This is a genomic window from Campylobacter anatolicus, from assembly GCF_018145655.1.
In the GTDB taxonomy this organism is placed as follows: domain Bacteria; phylum Campylobacterota; class Campylobacteria; order Campylobacterales; family Campylobacteraceae; genus Campylobacter_A; species Campylobacter_A anatolicus.
Genome location: NZ_JAGSSY010000003.1, coordinates 17158 through 38505, shown reverse-complemented (window position 1 = coordinate 38505; position 21348 = coordinate 17158). Strand labels below are relative to the sequence as shown.

General features: G+C 33.8%; 19 protein-coding genes and 2 tRNA genes. 14 read left to right on the top strand and 7 right to left on the bottom strand.

Features of this window, described 5'->3' with window-relative positions:
- Positions 1–281 precede the first annotated feature (281 nt).
- From KDE13_RS05520 to KDE13_RS05465, 12 genes are all read left to right on the top strand, one after another.
- Complete coding sequence (locus tag KDE13_RS05520) at positions 282–1898, top strand: AAA family ATPase (protein ID WP_212143068.1); 1617 nt, start codon at positions 282–284, stop codon at positions 1896–1898.
- Positions 1870–3114 (top strand): McrC family protein, encoded by a 1245-nt coding sequence (locus KDE13_RS05515; protein WP_212143067.1) that lies wholly within the window; start codon positions 1870–1872, stop codon positions 3112–3114. Before KDE13_RS05520 ends, KDE13_RS05515 begins: the two co-directional genes overlap by 29 nt.
- 279 nt (positions 3115–3393) lie before the next feature.
- Entirely contained in the window at positions 3394–5631 is a 2238-nt protein-coding gene (gene flgL, locus KDE13_RS05510) for a flagellar hook-associated protein FlgL (RefSeq protein ID WP_212141233.1), read from the top strand.
- A 135-nt stretch (positions 5632–5766) separates the two neighbouring features.
- Complete coding sequence (locus tag KDE13_RS05505) at positions 5767–7857, top strand: FtsK/SpoIIIE family DNA translocase (protein WP_420838379.1); 2091 nt, start codon at positions 5767–5769, stop codon at positions 7855–7857.
- 76 nt (positions 7858–7933) lie between these two features.
- Positions 7934–8008, top strand: a tRNA-Gln gene (locus KDE13_RS05500).
- A gap of 26 nt (positions 8009–8034) precedes the next feature.
- A tRNA-Met gene (locus KDE13_RS05495) sits at positions 8035–8109 on the top strand.
- A gap of 465 nt (positions 8110–8574) precedes the next feature.
- On the top strand, positions 8575–9483 hold the full coding sequence (locus tag KDE13_RS05490; protein WP_212143066.1) for an AEC family transporter: 909 nt from the start codon (positions 8575–8577) through the stop codon (positions 9481–9483).
- A 61-nt stretch (positions 9484–9544) separates the two neighbouring features.
- Positions 9545–9754 carry a hypothetical protein gene (locus KDE13_RS05485; protein ID WP_212143065.1) on the top strand — a complete coding sequence of 70 codons (210 nt, stop codon included), beginning with the start codon at positions 9545–9547 and terminating at the stop codon, positions 9752–9754.
- On the top strand, positions 9754–10425 hold the full coding sequence (locus tag KDE13_RS05480; RefSeq protein ID WP_212143064.1) for a response regulator transcription factor: 672 nt from the start codon (positions 9754–9756) through the stop codon (positions 10423–10425). Before KDE13_RS05485 ends, KDE13_RS05480 begins: the two co-directional genes overlap by 1 nt.
- On the top strand, positions 10409–11566 hold the full coding sequence (locus KDE13_RS05475; RefSeq protein ID WP_212142034.1) for a sensor histidine kinase: 1158 nt from the start codon (positions 10409–10411) through the stop codon (positions 11564–11566). The genes KDE13_RS05480 and KDE13_RS05475 overlap by 17 nt, the downstream gene beginning before the upstream one ends.
- 79 nt (positions 11567–11645) lie before the next feature.
- Positions 11646–13124: an aldehyde dehydrogenase family protein gene (locus tag KDE13_RS05470; RefSeq protein WP_212143063.1), complete on the top strand. Its 1479-nt coding sequence runs from the start codon at positions 11646–11648 to the stop codon at positions 13122–13124.
- 284 nt (positions 13125–13408) lie between these two features.
- Positions 13409–14107 (top strand): metallophosphoesterase, encoded by a 699-nt coding sequence (locus KDE13_RS05465; RefSeq protein WP_212142007.1) that lies wholly within the window; start codon positions 13409–13411, stop codon positions 14105–14107.
- Between the two features lie 248 nt (positions 14108–14355).
- Here the strand turns inward: KDE13_RS05465 and KDE13_RS05460 are convergent, their stop codons facing one another.
- The 7 genes from KDE13_RS05460 to KDE13_RS05430 form a co-directional block, all read right to left on the bottom strand.
- Positions 14356–15225: an EamA family transporter gene (locus KDE13_RS05460; protein ID WP_212142008.1), complete on the bottom strand. Its 870-nt coding sequence runs from the start codon at positions 15223–15225 to the stop codon at positions 14356–14358.
- A 20-nt stretch (positions 15226–15245) separates the two neighbouring features.
- A complete protein-coding gene (locus KDE13_RS05455; protein WP_212143062.1) occupies positions 15246–15725 on the bottom strand; it encodes a hypothetical protein in 480 nt (159 codons plus the stop codon).
- A gap of 4 nt (positions 15726–15729) precedes the next feature.
- Positions 15730–15942 (bottom strand): hypothetical protein, encoded by a 213-nt coding sequence (locus KDE13_RS05450; protein WP_212143061.1) that lies wholly within the window; start codon positions 15940–15942, stop codon positions 15730–15732.
- A 281-nt stretch (positions 15943–16223) separates the two neighbouring features.
- The gene (locus KDE13_RS05445; RefSeq protein ID WP_212143060.1) at positions 16224–16469 is read right to left on the bottom strand and encodes a hypothetical protein; all 246 of its coding nucleotides are present in this window, start codon (positions 16467–16469) and stop codon (positions 16224–16226) included.
- Positions 16469–17200, bottom strand: coding sequence for a flagellar type III secretion system pore protein FliP (gene fliP / locus KDE13_RS05440; protein WP_212142012.1), 732 nt, complete (start codon positions 17198–17200; stop codon positions 16469–16471). The genes KDE13_RS05445 and fliP overlap by 1 nt, the downstream gene beginning before the upstream one ends.
- Positions 17197–17973, bottom strand: coding sequence for an OmpA/MotB family protein (locus KDE13_RS05435; RefSeq protein WP_212141245.1), 777 nt, complete (start codon positions 17971–17973; stop codon positions 17197–17199). The genes fliP and KDE13_RS05435 overlap by 4 nt, the downstream gene beginning before the upstream one ends.
- Positions 17974–17978: 5 nt before the next feature.
- Entirely contained in the window at positions 17979–18743 is a 765-nt protein-coding gene (locus KDE13_RS05430) for a motility protein A (protein WP_212141246.1), read from the bottom strand.
- A gap of 128 nt (positions 18744–18871) precedes the next feature.
- On the opposite strand from KDE13_RS05430, the gene glmU reads away from it, so the two are divergent.
- Together glmU and coaBC are read left to right on the top strand one after the other, a co-directional pair.
- The gene (glmU, locus tag KDE13_RS05425) at positions 18872–20179 is read left to right on the top strand and encodes a bifunctional UDP-N-acetylglucosamine diphosphorylase/glucosamine-1-phosphate N-acetyltransferase GlmU (protein ID WP_212143059.1); all 1308 of its coding nucleotides are present in this window, start codon (positions 18872–18874) and stop codon (positions 20177–20179) included.
- Complete coding sequence (gene coaBC, locus KDE13_RS05420; RefSeq protein ID WP_212142014.1) at positions 20166–21338, top strand: bifunctional phosphopantothenoylcysteine decarboxylase/phosphopantothenate--cysteine ligase CoaBC; 1173 nt, start codon at positions 20166–20168, stop codon at positions 21336–21338. Before glmU ends, coaBC begins: the two co-directional genes overlap by 14 nt.
- The last annotated feature ends 10 nt before the right edge of the window (positions 21339–21348 follow it).

Below are 21348 nucleotides of genomic sequence, written 5' to 3'. Positions count from 1 at the left end.
TTTTTAACATAAGCCCTAGAATTGGTATTTTTATAAGTTTTATATTGAAAATCATACTTTTCATTTACAAAATTTATAATATTGTATATAATGCGGTGATGGGTTATTTGTATCCATACATCAAAAAACGAGAGTGTCTTGTATTTAAAATGATAGTGATTAAAACTTTACATTTTTTCACTCTCATTTTCTTTGCCTCTCCACAAAAATAACTTGACAATCTATTAAAATTTGGAATAGAATTTAAATGATTTTATTATAAAAAATAATAAGGAAAAAATATGAAACAAAAGATAGATTATGAAGATTTTAAAAGTACCCAAGGAAAGCGTGAAATAAAATCTCAAAAAAGCACAGATTGCATATTAAATAATGAAGATATAGTAAATTATCCATTAAACCAAATTTTATATGGACCTCCAGGCACAGGAAAGACTTACAATACAGTAAAAATAGCCGTAAACATAATAGAACAAAATTCTTTAGATGACAAAGAGTATATAAAAAAGCAATTTAAAAAATACAAAGATAACGGACAAATCGAGTTTATAACCTTTCATCAAAGCTACGGATATGAGGAGTTTGTGGAAGGCATAAAGCCAAATTTAGACAATGGCGAGATTAGCGAAAGCAGAAAAATAATATATAGTATTAAAGATGGAATTTTTAAAAGGCTTTGTAAAACAGCACAGAATATTGAAAGTAAGCCTACTCAGACCTTAGTTTTTAAAGACGATGTAAATTTTTGGAAGATGTCTTTAGGCGACTCTCAAAATTCAAAAGAAGATTTTGTATTTGACTATTGTATTAAAAACAATGTTATTTTGCTCGGTCTTGGCGAACGGCTTGATTTTAGCAAATGTAAAGACGTCAAGCAAATTTTAAAGCTTATGGGAAAAGAAAAACAAGATTTTCCAGCCATAGCTATAAATATACTAAAAAACGAGATAAAAAATGGAGATATAATTTTAATTTCATTAGGAAACAAAAAATTAAGGGCAGTAGCTCAAATAACAGGCGAATATAAATTTTTAGATAAAGATAATTTAGGTAGTTTTGTTCAAGCCAGAAATGTAAAATGGATTTTTGTACCTAAAGAACCTATGCGTTATGAAAAAATTTTATATAAAAAATTCATGCAAAAGAGTATTTATAATATAAAAAGCAATTTAAAAATTGATGATTTTAAACAAATCCTTATAAAAGATGATCAAAAAAATAGAAAAAACTATATTTTAATCATCGATGAAATCAATCGTGGAAATATCTCAAAAATTTTTGGTGAGTTAATTACATTAATCGAGCCATCAAAAAGAATTGGTGCAGACGATGAGCTAGTTGCAAGACTTCCTTATTCGCAGACTGAATTTGGTGTACCAAAAAATCTTTATATTATCGGTACAATGAATACAGCTGATAGAAGTATCACTCCCATTGATACAGCACTTCGTAGAAGATTTGAATTCGTAGAGATGATGCCTGATTATGAAGTCTTATCAGATAATGTAGATGGTATAAATTTAAGAAAAATGTTAAAAGCTATCAACAGAAGAATCGAATTCCTTTACGATAGAGATCATCAAATTGGACACGCTTATTTAATAAGTATTAAAAATTTAGATGACCTTAAAGATGTATTTAAAAATAAGATAATTCCACTTTTATCTGAATATTTTTATGATGACTGGGAAAATATTAAGAAAATTTTAAATAGTAGCTTTTTTAAGAAGGATAAAGAAGAATCAGAATATCTAAAAAATATACAAAGCAACAATAATAAAATAATTTATAAAATCTCAGATACTAGCAAGTGGGATTTTAAAGCAATTTACGATAAATTTGATACATCTAGCCAAGAGCATAGCAAAGATGAAACAGCAGACAATACAGATAAGTGAATTTGGGCTTATTTTTAATGGCAAAAAGAGCGATGACGAATACACTAGCAAGTATCTTTGCGACTCTATAAATTGTAGTGATCAATATAATGAGCTAGAAGAATTTGTTAAAAGCGATGCAGGGCAGCAGATCTTTGAATTTGTTAAAAACGGCAAATGTTTACGTGCTAAAAATTATGTTGGGACTTTGCAATTTAAAAGTGGTCTCACAATAGAAATCCTACCAAAAATAGCAAAAAGCCAAAAAAATGAAAATAGACAAAAAAGCCAAAATGATGCAAAAGTGCTATTAGTCAAGCTTTTATGCATACTTTATAAATTACCAAACTATAAACACATAGATAAAGCAAATTTTAATTATCTAAAACATATGCGAATTTTTGAGATTTTTATAAATATGTTTTTAGGCGATATTGGGCGAATTATTAAGCATGGACTCAAGTCAGACTATACCTATTTACAAGAAAATCAGTATTTTTTAAAGGGTAAGTTACTATTTAATGAGAATTTACGCTTAAATTTGGCTCATAAAGAGAGATTTTTCATGGAATTTTCGGATTATAATCAAAATTGCCCTGAAAATCGCCTTTTAAAAAGCACACTAAATTTTCTTTATCAAGCATCAAATGACTGGAATAATAAACGTCTTATTTTACAATATTTAGAGCATATGGGGCATATAAAATACTCGTCAAATTTTATAGCTGATTTTCGTAGCATTAAAAAAGAGCGAGGATTAAGGCACTATGAAAACGCCCTAATATGGTCGAAAATATTTCTAAATCATTCAAGCTTTGATATCTTTTGTGGTAATAGTGTGGCTTTTGCAATTTTATTTCCTATGCAAACTCTTTTTGAGAGCTTTGTGGGGTGGTATTTGAGAAAAAGTAAGCCAAATTTAGAAATTTTAGAGCAGTTTAATAGTCGTAATTTTGTTAAAGGATTGTTTGGCATTAGTCCTGATTTTGTTGCAAAAAATGGCAAAGATATAGAGTTTATCGCTGATGCAAAATGGAAAGTAATCAGCAAAAATAATGACTTTAGCCAAAGCGATTTTTACCAACTTTTTACTTATCATAAACTATTTAAAAGCCCAAATACTCATATTTATTATCCACAATCAGACGAAAAAAATTGTTATAAATTTTTTGAATATTTTGACGGTAATAAAATTGAAATTTATTTTTTAGATATTTTAAAAGAGCTTGGTAATTAAATAAAATAATAAATAAGCCAAGTTGTGGACTTAATATGGTTAGTAAGCAAAAATGATTTTAAAAAATATTTGTAAGACTAAAAAGTTTACAGAGTTTACTCTCGTTCACATTTCTCATAAAACATTATAAATTTGATCTTTGTCCACAAAATTTATACCGCTTGTTGCGTTTTTACTTCTAAAATCATATTTGAGTCTAAATTTTATCAAATTTTATCCGATATAAATGAAGCGGAACTATTTTTGCTTATGATTTTAAAATAAATTTTAGGAAAAGCAATGAGAATAACAAACCAATGGCGATACAGTCAGACATTATATGATTATCAACGAAGTATGGCAGAGGTCAATAAAAACTATCAACAAATTTCAAGTGGCTTAAAGATAAACCAATCCTATGAAGGTGCAGCGACTTATAACGATGCGATGAGACTTGATTATGAGGTGGCTACAATTGATCAAGTCATAGAAGCGACATCAAAATCTGTAAATTTTGCTAAAAATACAGATAAATCAATATCAGAGTTTGTAAAACAGCTTGAAAAATTTAAAGTTAAAGTCGTGCAAGCTGCAAGTGATATAAATAGCACAACATCACTTGAAGCAATAGCAAATGACTTGCAAGGTATCAAAAACCACCTTGTAAATATCGCCAATACTTCAATAAATGGGCAATTTTTATTTTCAGGAAGTGCAGTTGATACAAAACCAATCGATGGTAGCGGAAACTATCAAGGCAATAAAGAATATATGAAAACTCACAGTGGGGCACAGGTAGAGATAGCTCATAATATACCGGGATATGATATGTTTTTAGGTAAAGATAGCGACTATCGAAAAATCATAACCACAAATGTCATTCAAGTTGATCGCACAAGGGCAGATACAACTGAAAATCCAAAGATACTAAACGGCGAAAGCAAGATCAAAAATATGATCGGACTAAACTATGTAAAACAGCCCAATACGATAAATAAAGACTATGACTTTGTCGATAAAGATGTAAAATTCCCTGACACATACTTTTATATGCAGGGTAAAAAGCCAGATGGTACGAGCTTTACAAGCAAATTTAAGATGACAGCAGATACAACGATTGATAGCCTAATGGAAAAGATCGGTTATGAGTTTGGTAATACAGCAACGACTAAAGTCGTAGATGTAAGCATAAATGCCGATGGACAGTTTAATATAAAAGATCTAACAAAAGGCAACCAAGTCATCGACTTTCATATGGTCGCAGCGACAACTCAAGTAAACACAAAAGATGACTTAGCTACTGCAAATGCAGCTATAGCTAGCACCGATACACTAGCAAATTTAGAGACATTGGCAAATAATGGAAGCATATATATTACTGAATTTACTAAGAGTAATTTTAAAGACAATAACGGAGTAGCTACAAACTCGTTTGATTATACTAAAGTGAGATTTGCTAAAAAAGACAATACTGTAACAAGCAATGTTTCGCAAATTGTTCGTGCGACCGGAGAATTTGCTACTGATTCAACAAGATTAAGCCAAGTAGCTGGGACAAAAACACTATATCCAAACTCAAACGATCGCTACAATATAGATAATAAAAATATAAACATGAAGATAGTCTCAAAATCAGGAGCAACATACAATATAAAAGTAAAGCTAGGGACACAAGATCCAAGTGTACCGGTAACATTTGATATCTCTGGTACAGCAGCCGATGGCACACAATTATTTAATGGTGCAACTAGAATTTTGCCAGTTTATAACTCAGATGAGTTTGGTACATATAGAACTCAGACGAATGACTTCACGTATCGCCAACTTATGGATATAGTTGGTATGGTTGCAAGTGATAATATACCACCACAATCATCTTTAACTACCGAAGGTGCTACTATAACACAGGCTCAAAGGGAGGCAAATAGCAAGGCTATGCAAAATGAGATAATAAAATCTCGTGGTAGCGTATCAGTAGAGCTAGATCATAGTGGTAAAGTTGTACTTAAAGATCTTCAAAATGCCGTTACTCCAATCGAGTTAGCTATGTATGATGAAGATAATACTGACAAATTTTATGGCGATAGCACAGGCACTACGACTGCTGATTCTCAAGGCGGTGGTGCAGCATTTAACTTTTCAGCAAATAATGCTATAACGATAGATGAACCAAGTGTAAATTTATTTAAAGAGCTTGATGATATGATATTTGCTGTTAGAAATGGCTATTATAGGGCAGATTCAGAAGCTGGAGATCCACGAAATACTGGTATGCAAGGAGCTATCGAGAGACTGGATCATTTTATGGATCATGTAAATAAACAAGTAACTAAAATTGGCTCACAAACAAAACTTCTTACATCAACGCAAGAACGTGCTGAGATAATGAAAGTTAACGTTTCATCTGTAAAGAGTGAGGTTATCGATGCAGACTATGCCAAAGCTTATCTTAGTTTCACACAAAAATCAATGGCATATCAAGCAATGCTGCAAGCCACATCTAAGATAAATCAACTTAGCTTACTAAATTATATGTAAAATCAGCGGTAATTCCGCTGATTTTTTAAATTTTAAACTCCAATGTGCTATAATAAGCCTTTTTGAAAAAAAGGATCTGAAATTTTACGTCAAAGCATTTTAACGATTACGATTTGTATATTAGTCTATTTTGGTATATCCACAGCTGCTCCTACTGCAGATTTTGTCGGCTCATTTGGTCAAGCTATCGGTAGTATAAATTTTAAATTTTTTGGATATATCGCCTATATTTTTCCATTTTTACTCATCATCATTGCATACTTTATCTATAAAAACTACACCAAATTTGATTTAGAATTTTCTCAATACTTGTTTGGAATTTTGCTATTTTTTCTTGCTATATTGATGCTTCAAGCACTCACATCATCGCAAGAAAATGGTGGCATGGTAGGTGGATTTATAAATTTAGCGCTAAAAGATGTCATCGGCACGATCGGCACTTGCGTCGTTATACTTATGCTTTTTATAATCTCTGTAGGACTTATATTTAAAGAGAGTGTTGTAGTGGTTTTAAGGCGAGCATTTGTCGATCCGATCAGTACAAAACTAGAGAAAAAGAGTGAGCAAAAGACAAAAACAAGCCCGATACAAATTCCATCTTCAGGTAAATCAAAAGAGTCAAATTTAAAACAAAATGAGTCTGAAGATGAGATTATTGATACTCAAATTTTAGAAGATGAAGTGGTGCAAAATGAGCCTAAAACAGATCAATGTAGCGATAAAGTCTCAATAGTAAATGGTGTAGAAATTTTAAATGAAGTAGCTGAAAATAAAAAATTGCTTGATGAACTAGAAAAAGGTAAAGTCGAAAAACCAAAAGACTTTGTACTACCATCTCTTAAATTTCTAAATAATCCACCAAAACGTTCACATAGTGTAAATGAGGCTGAAATAGATCAAAAAATTTCTGATCTACTTGAAAAATTGCGTCGCTTTAAGATAGATGGCGACGTTGTTCGCACCTACACAGGTCCTATCGTAACGACATTTGAGTTTCGCCCTGCCCCACACATCAAAGTAAGTAAAATTCTTACTTTACAAGATGACTTAGCAATGGCTCTTAAAGCCCAAACTATTCGTATACAAGCCCCAATACCTGGTAAAGATGTCGTAGGTATCGAAGTGCCAAATCAAAATTTAGAGACAATATATCTTAAAGAAATTTTAGAGAGTGAAATTTATAAAAATGCTTCCAGCCCTCTTACAATGGCACTTGGCAAAGATATCGTAGGAGCACCATTTATAACAGATCTAAAAAAGCTCCCACATCTTCTTATTGCTGGAACGACTGGTAGTGGAAAAAGTGTAGGCATAAATGCAATGTTACTTAGCCTACTTTATCGCAACTCTCCGCAGACATTACGTCTTATGATGATAGATCCAAAGATGTTGGAATTTAGTATTTATAACGATATCCCGCATCTCCTCACGCCTGTCATAACACAGGCTAAACAAGCCATAACCGCACTGGCAAATATGGTTGCGGAGATGGAGCGTCGCTATACGATAATGAGCCACACACGCACAAAAAATATCGAAAGCTATAACGAAAAGATGAAAACAGAAGGCGGTGAACAACTGCCATACATAGTTATTATCATTGATGAACTTGCTGACCTTATGATGACGAGCGGCAAAGATGTAGAACTTTACATAGGACGCTTAGCACAGATGGCAAGAGCTAGTGGCATACATCTCATCGTAGCTACACAACGCCCATCCGTAGATGTCGTAACAGGTCTAATAAAAGCAAATCTACCAAGTCGTATCAGCTACCGTGTAGGTCAGCGTATTGATAGTAAAGTCATACTCGATCAAATGGGTGCAGAGAGCTTACTAGGGCGTGGAGATATGCTTTTTACGCCACCTGGAAGCCCTGGCATCATCAGACTTCATGCACCTTTTGCAAGCGAGAAAGAGATAGAAAGTATCGTTGAGTTTTTAAAACAGCAACAAGAAGTTGTTTATGATGAGCGATTTTTAGCTGAAGATAGCACAAATAGTGGCTCTAGTGGTGCAAATGGTAGCATAATAAATTGCGGTGAGCTTGATGAACTTTATGAGGAGGCAAAAGAGATAGTGTTAAGTGAGCAAAAAACATCAATAAGCTATCTACAGCGTCGCTTAAAGATAGGATATAACAAGGCCGCAAATATTATAGAGCAGATGGAAAAAATGGGTGTTTTAAGCCCAGTAAATTCAAAAGGGCAAAGGGATATTTTATAAAATTTTGTGTGTAAATTTATAAAAACTCTTGACAAAATTATCTAAAAACTATATAATTACGCTTTCTTAACAAAGTTGGGGTATCGCCAAGCGGTAAGGCAACTGGTTTTGGTCCAGTCATCCAGAGGTTCGAATCCTCTTACCCCATCCAACTCTAGATTTTTAATCTTAGCTTATCGCAGAGTAGAGCAGTGGTAGCTCGTCGGGCTCATAACCCGAAGGTCAGCGGTTCAAATCCGCTCTCTGCAACCAAGAGATTAAAACACTTTAAATCAAAAATAAAATACATTTAACTTATACTATACTCATTATGCATAATCATCTACATTTAATAACCATATACCAAGTTCAAATCTTTTTATACATCTCTCTAAACACTATTTAAGTGAATTATATACTCCTCTACCTCATATACTTATTTAAGATTCAATAATAAAACTCACTCAAATTTCTCTTTTTAACATATGCAAATAAATCTTAAGTGTATCTTTTATTCTGTTGATTTGGCTATCTTCACACGCTTTGCTACATTTTTAAATTTTTAATATATGCTATCTATAAGTATGGCTACACTTAAGCTATTTCCTGTAGGACGCATGCTTTTTATTTGCATAAGTTTTTGTATATTCAATCTATTATTAATATCTAAAACACAAATTTAATTAAATTTTAAAATATAAAGCTATATAATCCACTTTTTATATCTAAAGAGCTATTATGAATTTGATCCCATTATTTTCTATTTTTGTTATGATTAGCACTGGTTTTTTTGCTAAAAAAGTTAAGATAGTTGAGACCAAACACTCTGTTATCTTTGTAGACTTCGTCCTATGCTTTGCCATACCTGCACTTGTATTTGATAAAATTTATCATGTAACTATCGATACGACACTCATTAATTCCATTGCGACTGGCTTTTTATCGTCTATTTTCGGTGGTACTTTAGCATTGGTGCTTGGTTGCTTATTCAAATTTTCACGAGCCACCATCGTAAGTATGGTTATGTTAAGTATTTTTGGCAATACTCTTTTTGTTGGACTGCCAGTACTTCAGGGATTTTTTGGCGATGAAGTATTAAACGAAGTTATATTTTACGATCAGCTTGCCACCGCAATACCGCTTTCTATCCTTGGTCCGCTTATCTTGTCCTTTGGTGCATCAGAGAAAGTTTCACTTTTTGCAAATGCAGTAAAAATTTTAAAATTTCCACCATTTATAGCACTCATTTGTGCGTTTATGTTAAAGGGGTTTTATATACCTGATTTTATATTTGCACCTCTTAGAATGTTTTCTGGTGCGATCACGCCAATCGCACTATTTGCTATCGGCATAGGGCTTAGTTTTAATAGCATTAGAAGTTCGTATAAAGGGCTTTTCATCGTCATATTTTGTAAGATGATAGCTCCTGCTTTATTCATAATTGCGGTAATAAATATCTTTAGTATACATATAGATACAAAATGGATTGTTGCGATATTTCAAGCATCAATGCCACCTATGGTCTTAGCTAGTGCGATGATAATGAAAGCTGGACTAGATAGTTCACTAGCCATATCATCAGTTGCAATGGGTGTAACATTTAGCTTTGTTAGCCTACCTGTACTTTTTTATATTTTTGGAGTATGATTTCACACTTGCTTTACACTAAAATTTTATAATTTCAACATATTAATTTAAAGGAGAAATTATGAAAAAATTAGTTTTAGTCGCACTTAGTGCATTATTTGTAACAAGCAGTGCTTTTGCAGGCGATATGAATAAGTCCATGGACAATAAAGATGGTATGATGACAAAAAGTCAGACTATGATGGATAAAAAGGACAAAATGATGGATAGTAAAGATAAGATGATGGATAATGCTAAAGAGATGAAAGACGATATGAAAAAGGGTATGTAGTGATAAAAATTTTGCTCGTAGAAGATGATGAGACACTGCTTGAGATGATAGCTGAGTATCTTAGAGATAACGATTACTTAGTAACCACTTGCAACAATGCAGCTGATGCACTAGATCTAGCCTATGAGCAAAATTTTGATATCTTAGTACTTGATGTTAAGCTACCAAAAGGCGATGGCTTTTCCTTGTTATCGTCTTTAAGGTCTGCCGGAGTTAACACACCCGCTATATTTACAACCTCACTAAACACCGTCAATGACTTAGAGAGTGGCTATGAAAGCGGTTGCGATGATTACTTAAAGAAGCCATATGAGCTAAAAGAACTACTAATACGTATAAAAAATTTAATAAAACGTAGCTTTTTGCATACAAATAGCGACTTTATTACGCTTGCAGATGGTTATAAATTTTACCCACAAAGCAAAAATCTGACTAAAAATGACGAAATAGTAAATCTTTCAAACAAACAAAGCGAACTACTTATCCTATTTTTACAAAATAAAAATAAACTTCTTACAAAACAAGAAATATTTGATAAAATTTGGAGCTTCGACGAAGAGCCAAGTGAGCAAAGTTTGCGTGTATATATAAAAGATATACGCCAAATTTTAGGAAAAGAAAATATAACAAACAAAAGGGGCGATGGCTATATATATGCCATACAAAACTAAAATTTTAAGCAAAATATTATCGCTATATCTTATTACTAGTGCCATATTTTTAGGCTATTTTTTCATAAATGATTATAGAATGAAAAAAGATACACTCATTTTAAATGAAGTAAAAAATTTAAAAGAGATAAAAATGGGTATTTATATGAAGGCTAGAATGGACGGTATAGACAAGATAAATACGCTAAGCAATGAAAAAAATATCAAAACTTGCATATTTTCTCAAGACGGGACAGAGCTTTATAATGAAATAGACTGCAACAAATTTAATAAAAAAAGTGAGGTGCAAGACGATAAAGTAGTTATATTTGAACCAATACAAACAATGGATGTAGCTACTGATGAGTTATCAAAAGCAAATATATTACTAATTGGTAAAGACATAAAGAGTGAGATTTTAAACCTAAAAATTAAAAGTATTTTAAAGCTTTTAATTGCATTAAGTGCTATACTATTTATTGCATATTATTTAGCCAAACTATCCCTTGAACCACTTTATACAAAGATAACCACACTAAATCGCTTTATAAAAGACTCAACCCACGAGATAAATACACCGCTAAGTATCATAATGATGAGCATTGAAACAACCGATAAAAACTCACTAAATGAGCGAAATTTAAAACGCTTTAATAACATAGAACTAGCCGCAAAAAGCCTAAATAACGTATATGATACACTTGTGCATCTTGCATTTGATACTAATAAAAAAATAGTCAAAGAAGAGATAGATTTAAAAGAGCTTTTAAGTGAAAGGCTTGATTATTTTGCTCCATTTTTTACAAAAAGAGCCCTTAAAATAGATATAAATTTAAAAAAAGCAACTATAAAAGCAAATAGATATGAGATGAGTAAGATATTTGATAACTTACTAAGCAACGCTGCAAAATACACAAATTTAGGAGGTAATGTCTATATAATCTTAGAGCAAAATAGCTTTAGTATAACAAACACCGGTAACGGCATAAGCAAAGAACAACAGGCTCAAATTTATGAACGTTATACACGCTTTAACGCAGATCAAGGTGGCTTTGGCATAGGTTTAAGTCTAGTAAAACAATCTTGCAAAAATAATGATATAACCATAAAATGTAATAGCTGCATAGGTAAAGAAACTACATTTAGCCTTCAATGGGTTTAAAAATTTACTTTCAATTTATACGATGATTAACTTTAAAGGATTATAATTGTATTATTAAAAATTTCCAAAAGGAGAAAAAATGACAAAATTACTTAAACAATATAGTCTTTTTATCAACGGTGAGTGGCGTGAAGCAAAAGATAAAGCAACACTCAAAACTTACAACCCCGCAAATGGTAAACTTCTAGCCGAGATAGCTGACGCTACAGAAGATGACGTAAATGACGCAGTTAAAGCAGCTCGTGTGGCGTTTAATAAATTTAAACACTCAACTATCTCTGAGCGTTCAGCACTTTTAAACAAAATAGCCGACGTGATAGATGCAAATAAGGAGCATTTAGCACATGTTGAGACGATAGATAATGGTAAGCCAATACGCGAAACACTAAATGTAGATATTCCGCTTGCAGCGGAACATTTTAGGTATTTTGCCGGCGTTATCGCCGGTGAAGAGGGCAGTGCAAATGTATTAAATGAAAAGCAACTCTCTATCGTGCTTCGTGAGCCGATCGGCGTTGTAGGACAGATCGTGCCATGGAATTTTCCATTTTTGATGGCAGCGTGGAAACTAGCACCGGTCATAGCAGCAGGGAATGCAAGCGTGTTTAAACCCTCAAGCGAGACGAGCTTATCGGTGCTTGAGCTATTTCGCTTGATAGATAAAATTTTACCAAAAGGGCTTGTTAATGTTGTGACTGGTAAAGGCAGTAAGGCTGGCGAATGGATCAAAAATCACCCAGGACTTGATAAATTAGCCTTTACAGGCTCAACCGAGATCGGTCGTGATATAGCCATAGCAGCAGCCAATCGTATCATACCAGCAACGCTTGAGCTTGGTGGAAAGAGTGCAAATATATTCTTTGCTGATGCTGATTTAGACAAGGCACTTGATGGTTTACAACTTGGTATTTTATTTAACCAAGGACAGGTGTGTTGTGCTGGTTCAAGAATATTCGTTGAAGAGAAATTTTATGACAAATTTATAGATGCAGCAGTTAAAAAATTTAGCAGCATAAAAGTCGGCGATCCACTAGATCCAACTACACAAATGGGTGCTCAAATAAACAAAAAACAGGCTGAGAAAATTTTAAACTATGTCGAGATCGGCAAAAAAGAGGGGGCAAAAGTCGCTGTAGGTGGCAAGGCATATACTAAAAATGGTTGCGATAAGGGTGCATTTGTAGAGCCAACTTTGCTAACTGATGTGCGAAACAATATGCAAGTGGCACAAGAGGAGATATTTGGACCAGTTGGTGTTGTGATTAAATTTAAAGACGAATCTGAGCTTATTAAAATGGTAAATGATAGTGAATACGGCTTGGGTGGTGGTGTTTTCACGCAAGACATAACAAAGGCATTGCGTGTGGCTCGTGCTATGGAAACTGGTCGCGTCTGGATAAACACTTATAATCAAATCCCAGAGGGTAGTCCATTTGGCGGATATAAAAACTCAGGCATAGGTCGTGAAACACACAAGATCATCTTAGAACACTACACTCAAATGAAAAACATAATGATCGATCTAACTGGTAAACCAAGTGGCTTTTACGAGCAATGATTATATGGGGCGATAAACGCCCCTATTTATACTTCATTCCCCTGCTTTATCTTTTTAACTTAGTTGCATAAATTGTCTTTACACGACTTGATATAGCATATTATATATAGCATAAATCAAACGTTTTGTCTTAATGCTTGATGTGTCTATTGGTTAGCAGTGTTTATACTCATAGACAACCTGTCATACTAAGCGTGAGTTATAAGTAATTTCTTGTCAGATGTGTATCAAATTTGGTGCAAATTTAGTCAAATTTGGCTAAAATACCATTAAAAAGGGCTATTTTGAGCGAACAAATTTATATCATCGGCGACGTACATGGTTGTTTTAAGACACTTTTAGCCTTAATTAACAAGCTACCAAATGGTATAACCTCACGCATTTGCTTTGTTGGAGATCTAGTAGATAGAGGTATGGATAGTGCCAAGGTCGTTGAGCTTATAATACAAAACAAATTTGAATGTGTCATGGGTAATCACGAACGTAGATTAGTGCTAAACGCAGATGGACTTATGCAAAATGATCTTTTAAGCGATGATGCTTACGACTTGGCGTGGTATTTTAAACACGGCGGATTTGAGACGTTTGCTTCATATGCGGATAAAAGTGATGAATATAAACGCTCTCATGTTGAGTTCTTATCAAATTTACCTATTTTTATAGAGTTTGATGAGTTTAAAACGCTAGATGATCGCCATCTAGTCATCTCTCACTCTGCTGTTGGAAAAATGTGGTATTTACGCAACTCACCAAATCACGCACAAGAGTTTAAAGCTCACGTTCTTTCAGGCAGAGATGATACGCACGAAAATATACGAATTTTTAATGTATTTGGGCATACTCCGCTTAATGAGCCACTTATAACGCATTTTAGTGCTAATATAGACCTAGGATGTGGCTGTGGGCGTAAAGTGATGTCTGCAAGACTTTGTGCGTTAGAGTTTCCTAGTATGAGAATTTTTACACAAGATAATATAGAGTAACAATCTACCTTATAGCCAAATAGCAAAAACTGCCCAATCTTTTACTATTTTGTAATGTTTTTAAAATTTTTACTCACTATCTTGCTTTACTCGTGTCAAGTTTTTACTATATATTTTTTTAAATAAAAAATATAGAGTAAAGTATTTTTAGCTAGATGCAATAAAGTTAAGCAAAGTTAGAAAGCACACATATAGTACAGTCCGTGACTGGGTAAAATTTCAGCAAAGTATAGCAAAAAGACAAATCTCTAAATAGCTTTAACTTCATAAAAAGAGACAATTTTTTTATGTATTATCAAGGATATGCATAACACTCCTGCCCCAAGAATAAGGCGTAACATATCCGTATCTTTATACCAAAATACTAAATTTACAACAATCGCAGCTGGTATTAAGGCGTTATTCATAATGGCTAAAACTCCGCTATCAACCTCACATGCACCGCTATTCCACAAAAAATATCCAAGTCCACTAGCCACTATGCCAAGCCATAATAGCACTGCAACCTGCGTCCAGTTAAGTATAATGCGATCAAAATTCCCAAATATCAAAAACGCCACAAGAGTTATCAGTAATGCACCAAAATGAAAATACCCAAAAATAAAAATTCCTTTTTGAGCTACATCATATCGTTCAAGCAATGCTTTATATGCACTTTGTCCAAACCCAAAGCAGATATTTGCACCTTGAACGAGCAAAAAACCTTTTAAAAAGCCATCGTTTATTGAGTCGTATTTAATAATAAATGCACCAAGCACCGCCACACCGACACTAAGTAGATACAATGGGCGAAATCTAATTTTAAAAGCGTCATAAATAATCGTAACATAAAACGGCGTAAATATCGTAAATAACGCAACTTCTGTAACACTAAGATACAAAAATGAGTTATAGTAAAATAGATACATAACGCCGATTTGTGCCGCACCAATAGCCATAATGCTTAGTGCAAGACGTGGCGATACACCTTTAAATTTAGTAAAAGGTAAAAATACAAGCGAAGCCAATGTCACACGTACTACAACGGCAAAGTAGCTATCTATCTTACCGGCTAAAAATTCCCCTATTAAACTAAAACTAAACGCCCACAAAATCGTAACAAAAACTAATTTTTTCAATCTAAAATTCTCCTTAATATCTAATCTCCACGCTCATAAAAATACTCAACCTTAGCAGTCTCAAACTCACCAATATCGAAAATAAAACTAGACCTATCTTCTAAATTTTTATCCATGCTATACAAAAACTCACCATATTTTATATTGCCTTTTGTATATAAACTCACACTATTTTTTAAATTTTTACTTAAATTTTGTTGTTTTAAAGCGCTTATCTCTATCTTCGCACCTAGCCTTTTTATGCACTCTTTTAGTTGCCCTAATCTCATATTCACACGCATCTGCTCATCGTTTAAACTTAAAGCTTTTGTGCTTTGCTCTATGCGTTTTTGCTGACTTTGTCTGGATACCACAACACTACTTGACAAATTCCACTCAAACTCAAATAATAATCTATTTGCTGCGACATATTCACTTAACTTTTTACTACCACTTTTATCACCTATTTTAAAGCTATCATTATTAAAGCTTTGTGTATCTTTTAGATAAATTTTAGACAATAACTCACCTTTTTTTGTGGTTTAAAAGCTCATTTTTTATGTTTTTAATCGCATTTATCTCTGGCATTTTATTAGAATTTACTTTATCAAAATCAGGCATTAAAATATTTGACCCACTGATAAAATCGATCTTGCCATTTGATAATAAATTTACACGTGAGACTAGATCTGAGTATCTTAACCCAAACTCGTCTTTATTATTTTTAAATTTATCCAAGCCTCCTCTTAGTGCGTTGTATTCATTCACGTCTATCTCACCAAACTCCAGCTAAAACTCAGCCATCTCTATCAGAGGCGTAAGTAAATTTATAAACTCATCGTTTAAAGCCACAAGCGACTTTATGGCTATGGCATTAAAATAAATTTTACTAATCTGCCTACTGGTTAAATTTTTAAGCTCTTCATTTTTGTATAAAATTTAAATATTCTCTTGAGTGAGGATTTGATTTGCTACTTCACTCATACCACCATCAAACAGTAAATACTCAATATGTGCCTTTATAGATCCGGACTTGGTTTTATACCCCTGTCTTGCTCGTTTGGCACAAATGTATAGCGTCCACTAAAGCTTAGTTTGACACGCTTATTTTCATCTTGATTTTTATTAAAATTTATTAAATTTTGCCTTGTTGCACTTTGAGCCAAAGCAATTAGCTGGAGTAAATTTCCAGCTTGTAAACACTCTGTAAAAATAACAAAAATGCAAAGCAAAGGTAAAAGGCGTTTAAGAAATTTATAAAACATCAATGAAAGCTTTTGACGAGATTTCCTATAAGTAGATTCCATCCATCCACTAGAACAAATATCAGTAGTTTAAACGGTAACGAGATCATAACCGGCGGTAACATCATCATACCCATAGCCATAAGTACCGAGCTAACAACCATATCAATAACTAAAAATGGAAGATATATTAAAAATCCTATCTCAAAAGCCGTCTTTAACTCACTTATCATAAATGCTGACATCGCGATACTTAGTGGTATTTCATCGATATTTGCAGGATTATTCATATCTCTTATACGAAAAAATAGGGCTAAATCCTTTTCACGTGTATTTTTTACCATAAATTCTTTAAACGGTTTTACACTTTTATCAAATGCCTCTTCATAACCAATCTGTTCAGCTAGATATGGTTTTATACCATCATTATAGCTTTGTGTTGCTATAGGCTCCATTATAAAAAACGTAAGCATCATCGCAAGAGATATAAGGACAGTTGATGGTGGTACTTGCTGTGTTCCCATCGCTTGACGCAAAAATGAAAAAACCACGATAAGACGCAGAAAACTCGTCATCATAAACACAAGCGATGGAGCCAATGTTAAGATCGTCAAGAAAAATAAAACATTTAAAGAATTTACAAGCTGCTGTGGCGTATCTGGTGCAGTTAAGCTTAAATTTATTGTGGGAATAGGTTCTGCACCGAAACTAATACAAAAAATAGCTGATAAAACCAATAAAATTTTCATCATTTTACCGCGTCAAGGACACTTTTTTTCGTAGCCTCTTTTGCCTTTTTATCGAGCGAAACAAAGTGTATATCTACGCGATTATTACGCTCTTTGCCTTCTGCTGTATCATTACTAGCAAATGGCTCATAAGCAGCACGACCTGAGGCTATGAGCCTATCTGCACTCACACCATCTTCTAAAAGCTCCTGCACTACACTTATAGCACGTGCTGTTGATAGTTGCCAGTTATCTTTATAAAGAGAGTTTATGTCAGGTTTTTGGTTATCAGTATGCCCTATAACATTTACCTTAACATCTGATGGCATCTTTGCAGCGACCATCGCGATACGTTTTAGAAATAGCCTTACATCATCACTTTGTATATTTGCCTTACCACTTTCAAAAAGCAAACTCGCAGGAAGTCGCACGATAAAACCATCTTCACTCTCTTGTATAGTAACTTCAGGCGATCCGCTAGATCTAGTTAGTTCATTGATAGTTTTTACGATATTTCCCATTTCACTTTGGTTATTGACTTTACCTTGGGATTTTTTGATCTTATTTTGTAGTTCAGTTTCTTGCTCTACTTGAGTATCAGGCTTTGCACCACCATCAAGCACACTAAGAGCACCAGCAAGTGACCCAGCGGCCGCCTCCATCTTTTTAGCATCCATAGTTGCCATTGAAAGTAAAAGGACAAAAAAACACAATAAAAGAGACATCAAATCACCAAATGTAGCAAGCCATTGAGGCATACATTTTGGACAGTCAGCTGGATCTATTTTATTTGCCATTGCTATTACTCAAATTGACTTTTTCTATCTTTTGGTGGTAAAAACGACAAAAGTTTTGCTTCAAGCGTTCGCGGATTATCTCCAGCTTGTATTGCCATAATACCCTCTAAAATCACTTGCTTTTCTAATGCCTCATCACTATCACGAATAGAAAGGATGTTTGCTACAGGAGCTCCAATGATATTACCTATCATAGAGCCATAAAGAGTCGTAAGCAAAGCAACCGCCATAGATGGACCGATAGCCGATGGGTCAGCCATATTTAAAAGCATCGCAACTAGACCTATAAGTGTTCCTATCATACCCATAGCTCCTGCAAAACCACCAACTTGATCAAAAATTTTAATATTTCCAGTATGTCTACTCCTAGACTGCTCTAAATCCGTTTCAAGTAATGCCCTTATAGCGTCAGGCTCATTGCCATCAACAGCCATTGAAAGACCTTTTTTTAAAAAGACATTTGGTTCGTTATTTACATCATTTTCAAGAGCCAAGATTCCATCACGTCGTGCCTTTGTAGAGTATTCTACTATTTTTTTTATGGTCTCTGGTAAATTTATCGTAGTTGGTTTTACTGCTATGCCATAAAATTTAAAGATGTTTTTTAACGTCTCCATCTTAAATCCGACCATCATAACGCCGATAGTTCCACCAAATACGATCATTACAGAAGGTATATCAATATATGGTCCAACGCCAACGCCAATCGCCATCGCACCCACTAGCAAAACCATCGCTAAAATCCAACCAACAACGGTCCCTAAATCCATATTAACTCTCTTTTTTTGTATTTAAACTTTAATTCTATATAGTTTTAGTTGAAAAAATAGTTAAATTTAAAATTTTATTTGCGTTTTTTTGATACAATCTTGAAAAATTTAATATCTAAGGCGTAAAAATGAGTGACATATCTATCGTTATACTAGCTGCAGGTCTTGGTACAAGAATGAAATCAACTCAACCAAAGGTGCTTTTTAAGCTCTGCAATGAACCGATGATAATACACATCCTAAAACAAGCATACGCTATCACAAATGACGTTAGCGTAGTACTTTACTATGAAAAAGAGCTCATTGAAAGTGTGATAAAAATGGCATATCCGCAAACTAAAATTTATACGCAAGACTTAGCGAATTTTCCTGGTACAGCAGGTGCGATAAAAAATATCAAATTTGACGGTAAAAAAGTGCTTGTAACGTGCGGAGATATGCCACTTGTTCGTGGTGCTGATCTTATGCGACTTGCAAATACTGACGCAGACATAGCAATGAGTAGCTTTGAAGCAACCGAGCCATTTGGATATGGCAGAGTTATAAGCAAAAACGGCAAGATAGAAAAGATAGTAGAGCAAAAGGACGCAAGTGAAGCAGAGTTAGCGGTAAGAAGCGTAAATGCAGGATGCTACTGCTTTAAACGCGAGGTTTTAGAAAGTATTTTGCCAATGATTGACAGTCAAAACGCACAGAAGGAATTTTATCTAACTGATAGCATACGAATAGCTAATGAAAATGGTTACAAATGTGTTGCTGTCAATGTAAATGAAGAGAGTTTTATGGGGATAAATGATAAATTTCAACTTAGCATTGCAGAAAAAATAATGCAAGATGAGATAAAGAAAAATTTAATGAAAAATGGCATTTTAATGCGATTGCCTGACAGTATTTTCATAGATAGCAGAGCTAAATTTGAAGGTGAATGTGTTATAGAAGAAAATGTAAGCATTTTAGGTGAGTGTGTGATAAAAGATAGCATTATAAAAAGCTCAAGCGTCATTGAAGATAGTGTGATAGAAAACTCAGACATAGGACCTCTTGCTCATATCCGTCCAAAAAGCGAGATCAAAAATACACATATCGGTAACTTTGTAGAGGTAAAAAAGGGCGTTTTAAGTGGAGTAAAAGCTGGTCATCTAAGCTATTTGGGCGATTGTGAGATTGACGAAGGCACAAATATAGGATGTGGTACGATAACTTGCAACTATGACGGCAAGACAAAACACAAAACAACTATCGGTAAAAACGTATTTATCGGCTCTGATACTCAACTAATAGCTCCTGTAAATATTGCTGATGATGTGTTAATCGCAGCTGGTAGCACAATAACTAACGACGTAAAAAGTGGTGCGTTAGCTATAAGTCGCGTCAAACAAGAGAACAAAAGCGGATTTTTCTATAAATTTTTTGGAAAAAATAATGCTGAAAAATAAGAAAATTTTGCTAGCCGTGTGCGGAAGTATCGCATTTTACAAAGCATTTGAGATTTTATCTTTACTAAAAAAACAAGGAGCTGATGTATACGTTGCACTTAGTGATGGGGCATTAAAATTTTGTAGCATTAATGGATTTGAAGCACTTAGTTCGCACAGAGTACTAAGTAGCATGAGCGAAGACTGGCAAAATGGAGTCAACCACATAGCATACGCAAAAATGGACTTGGTACTAGTTGCTCCAGCTTCGGTAAATACGATAAATAGCCTTGCAAATGGTATCTGTGATAATATTTTTATGCAAACACTCATCGCCTCCCCTGCTCCACTTGTTATCGCCCCTGCGGCAAACGATAAGATGATAAGTCACTTTGCAACGCAAAAAAGTCTTAAATTTTTAGCAGATAACGATGTCAGCATAGTTGAGCCAATGCTTAAAACACTTGCTTGTGGTGATATTGGCAAAGGAGGACTAGCTGAGCCAGAGATAATCGTGCAAGAGTGTATCCGTAAACTTAATGGCAATGAATTCAAAGGACAAAAGATAGTCATTACCGGTGGTGCGACTACTGAAAATATTGATGATGTGCGTGGTATCACCAACTTTTCAAGTGGCAAGATGGCAAAGGCTTTAGCAGACGCATTTTACTATGCTGGAGCAGATGTAGTGCTGGTGGCTAGTTTTGAAACACAAAATCTGCCTTATAGAGTTTCACAATTTAGACAAACCGCCGAACTTTTACAAATTTGTAAAGATGAGTGTAAAAATGCCCAAATACTTGTAATGTGTGCTGCAATTAGCGATTATGTATGTGAGCAAAAATTTAACGGAAAACTTAAAAAAGATGAGCTTGGAGATAGGTTTGTTTTAAATTTAGTTAAAAATTTAGACGTTTTAGAAAATTTAAAAGAGTTAAAGTGCAAAAAAATCGGCTTTAAACTTGAATTTGATGCTAAAAATGCTGAAGCGAATGCTAAAAATATGCTAAATGCAAAGACTCTTGACGCAGTTTGTTTAAACATTATCAGTAGCGAAAATAAATTTGGTAGTGAGTTAAATGAGGTAACATTTATCACAAAAAATAGCCAAACAACACTTAAAATGGCAGAGAAATCAAAAATCGCCATGCAGATCGCAAAACTAGCAAAAGAACTATAAATAAGTGTAT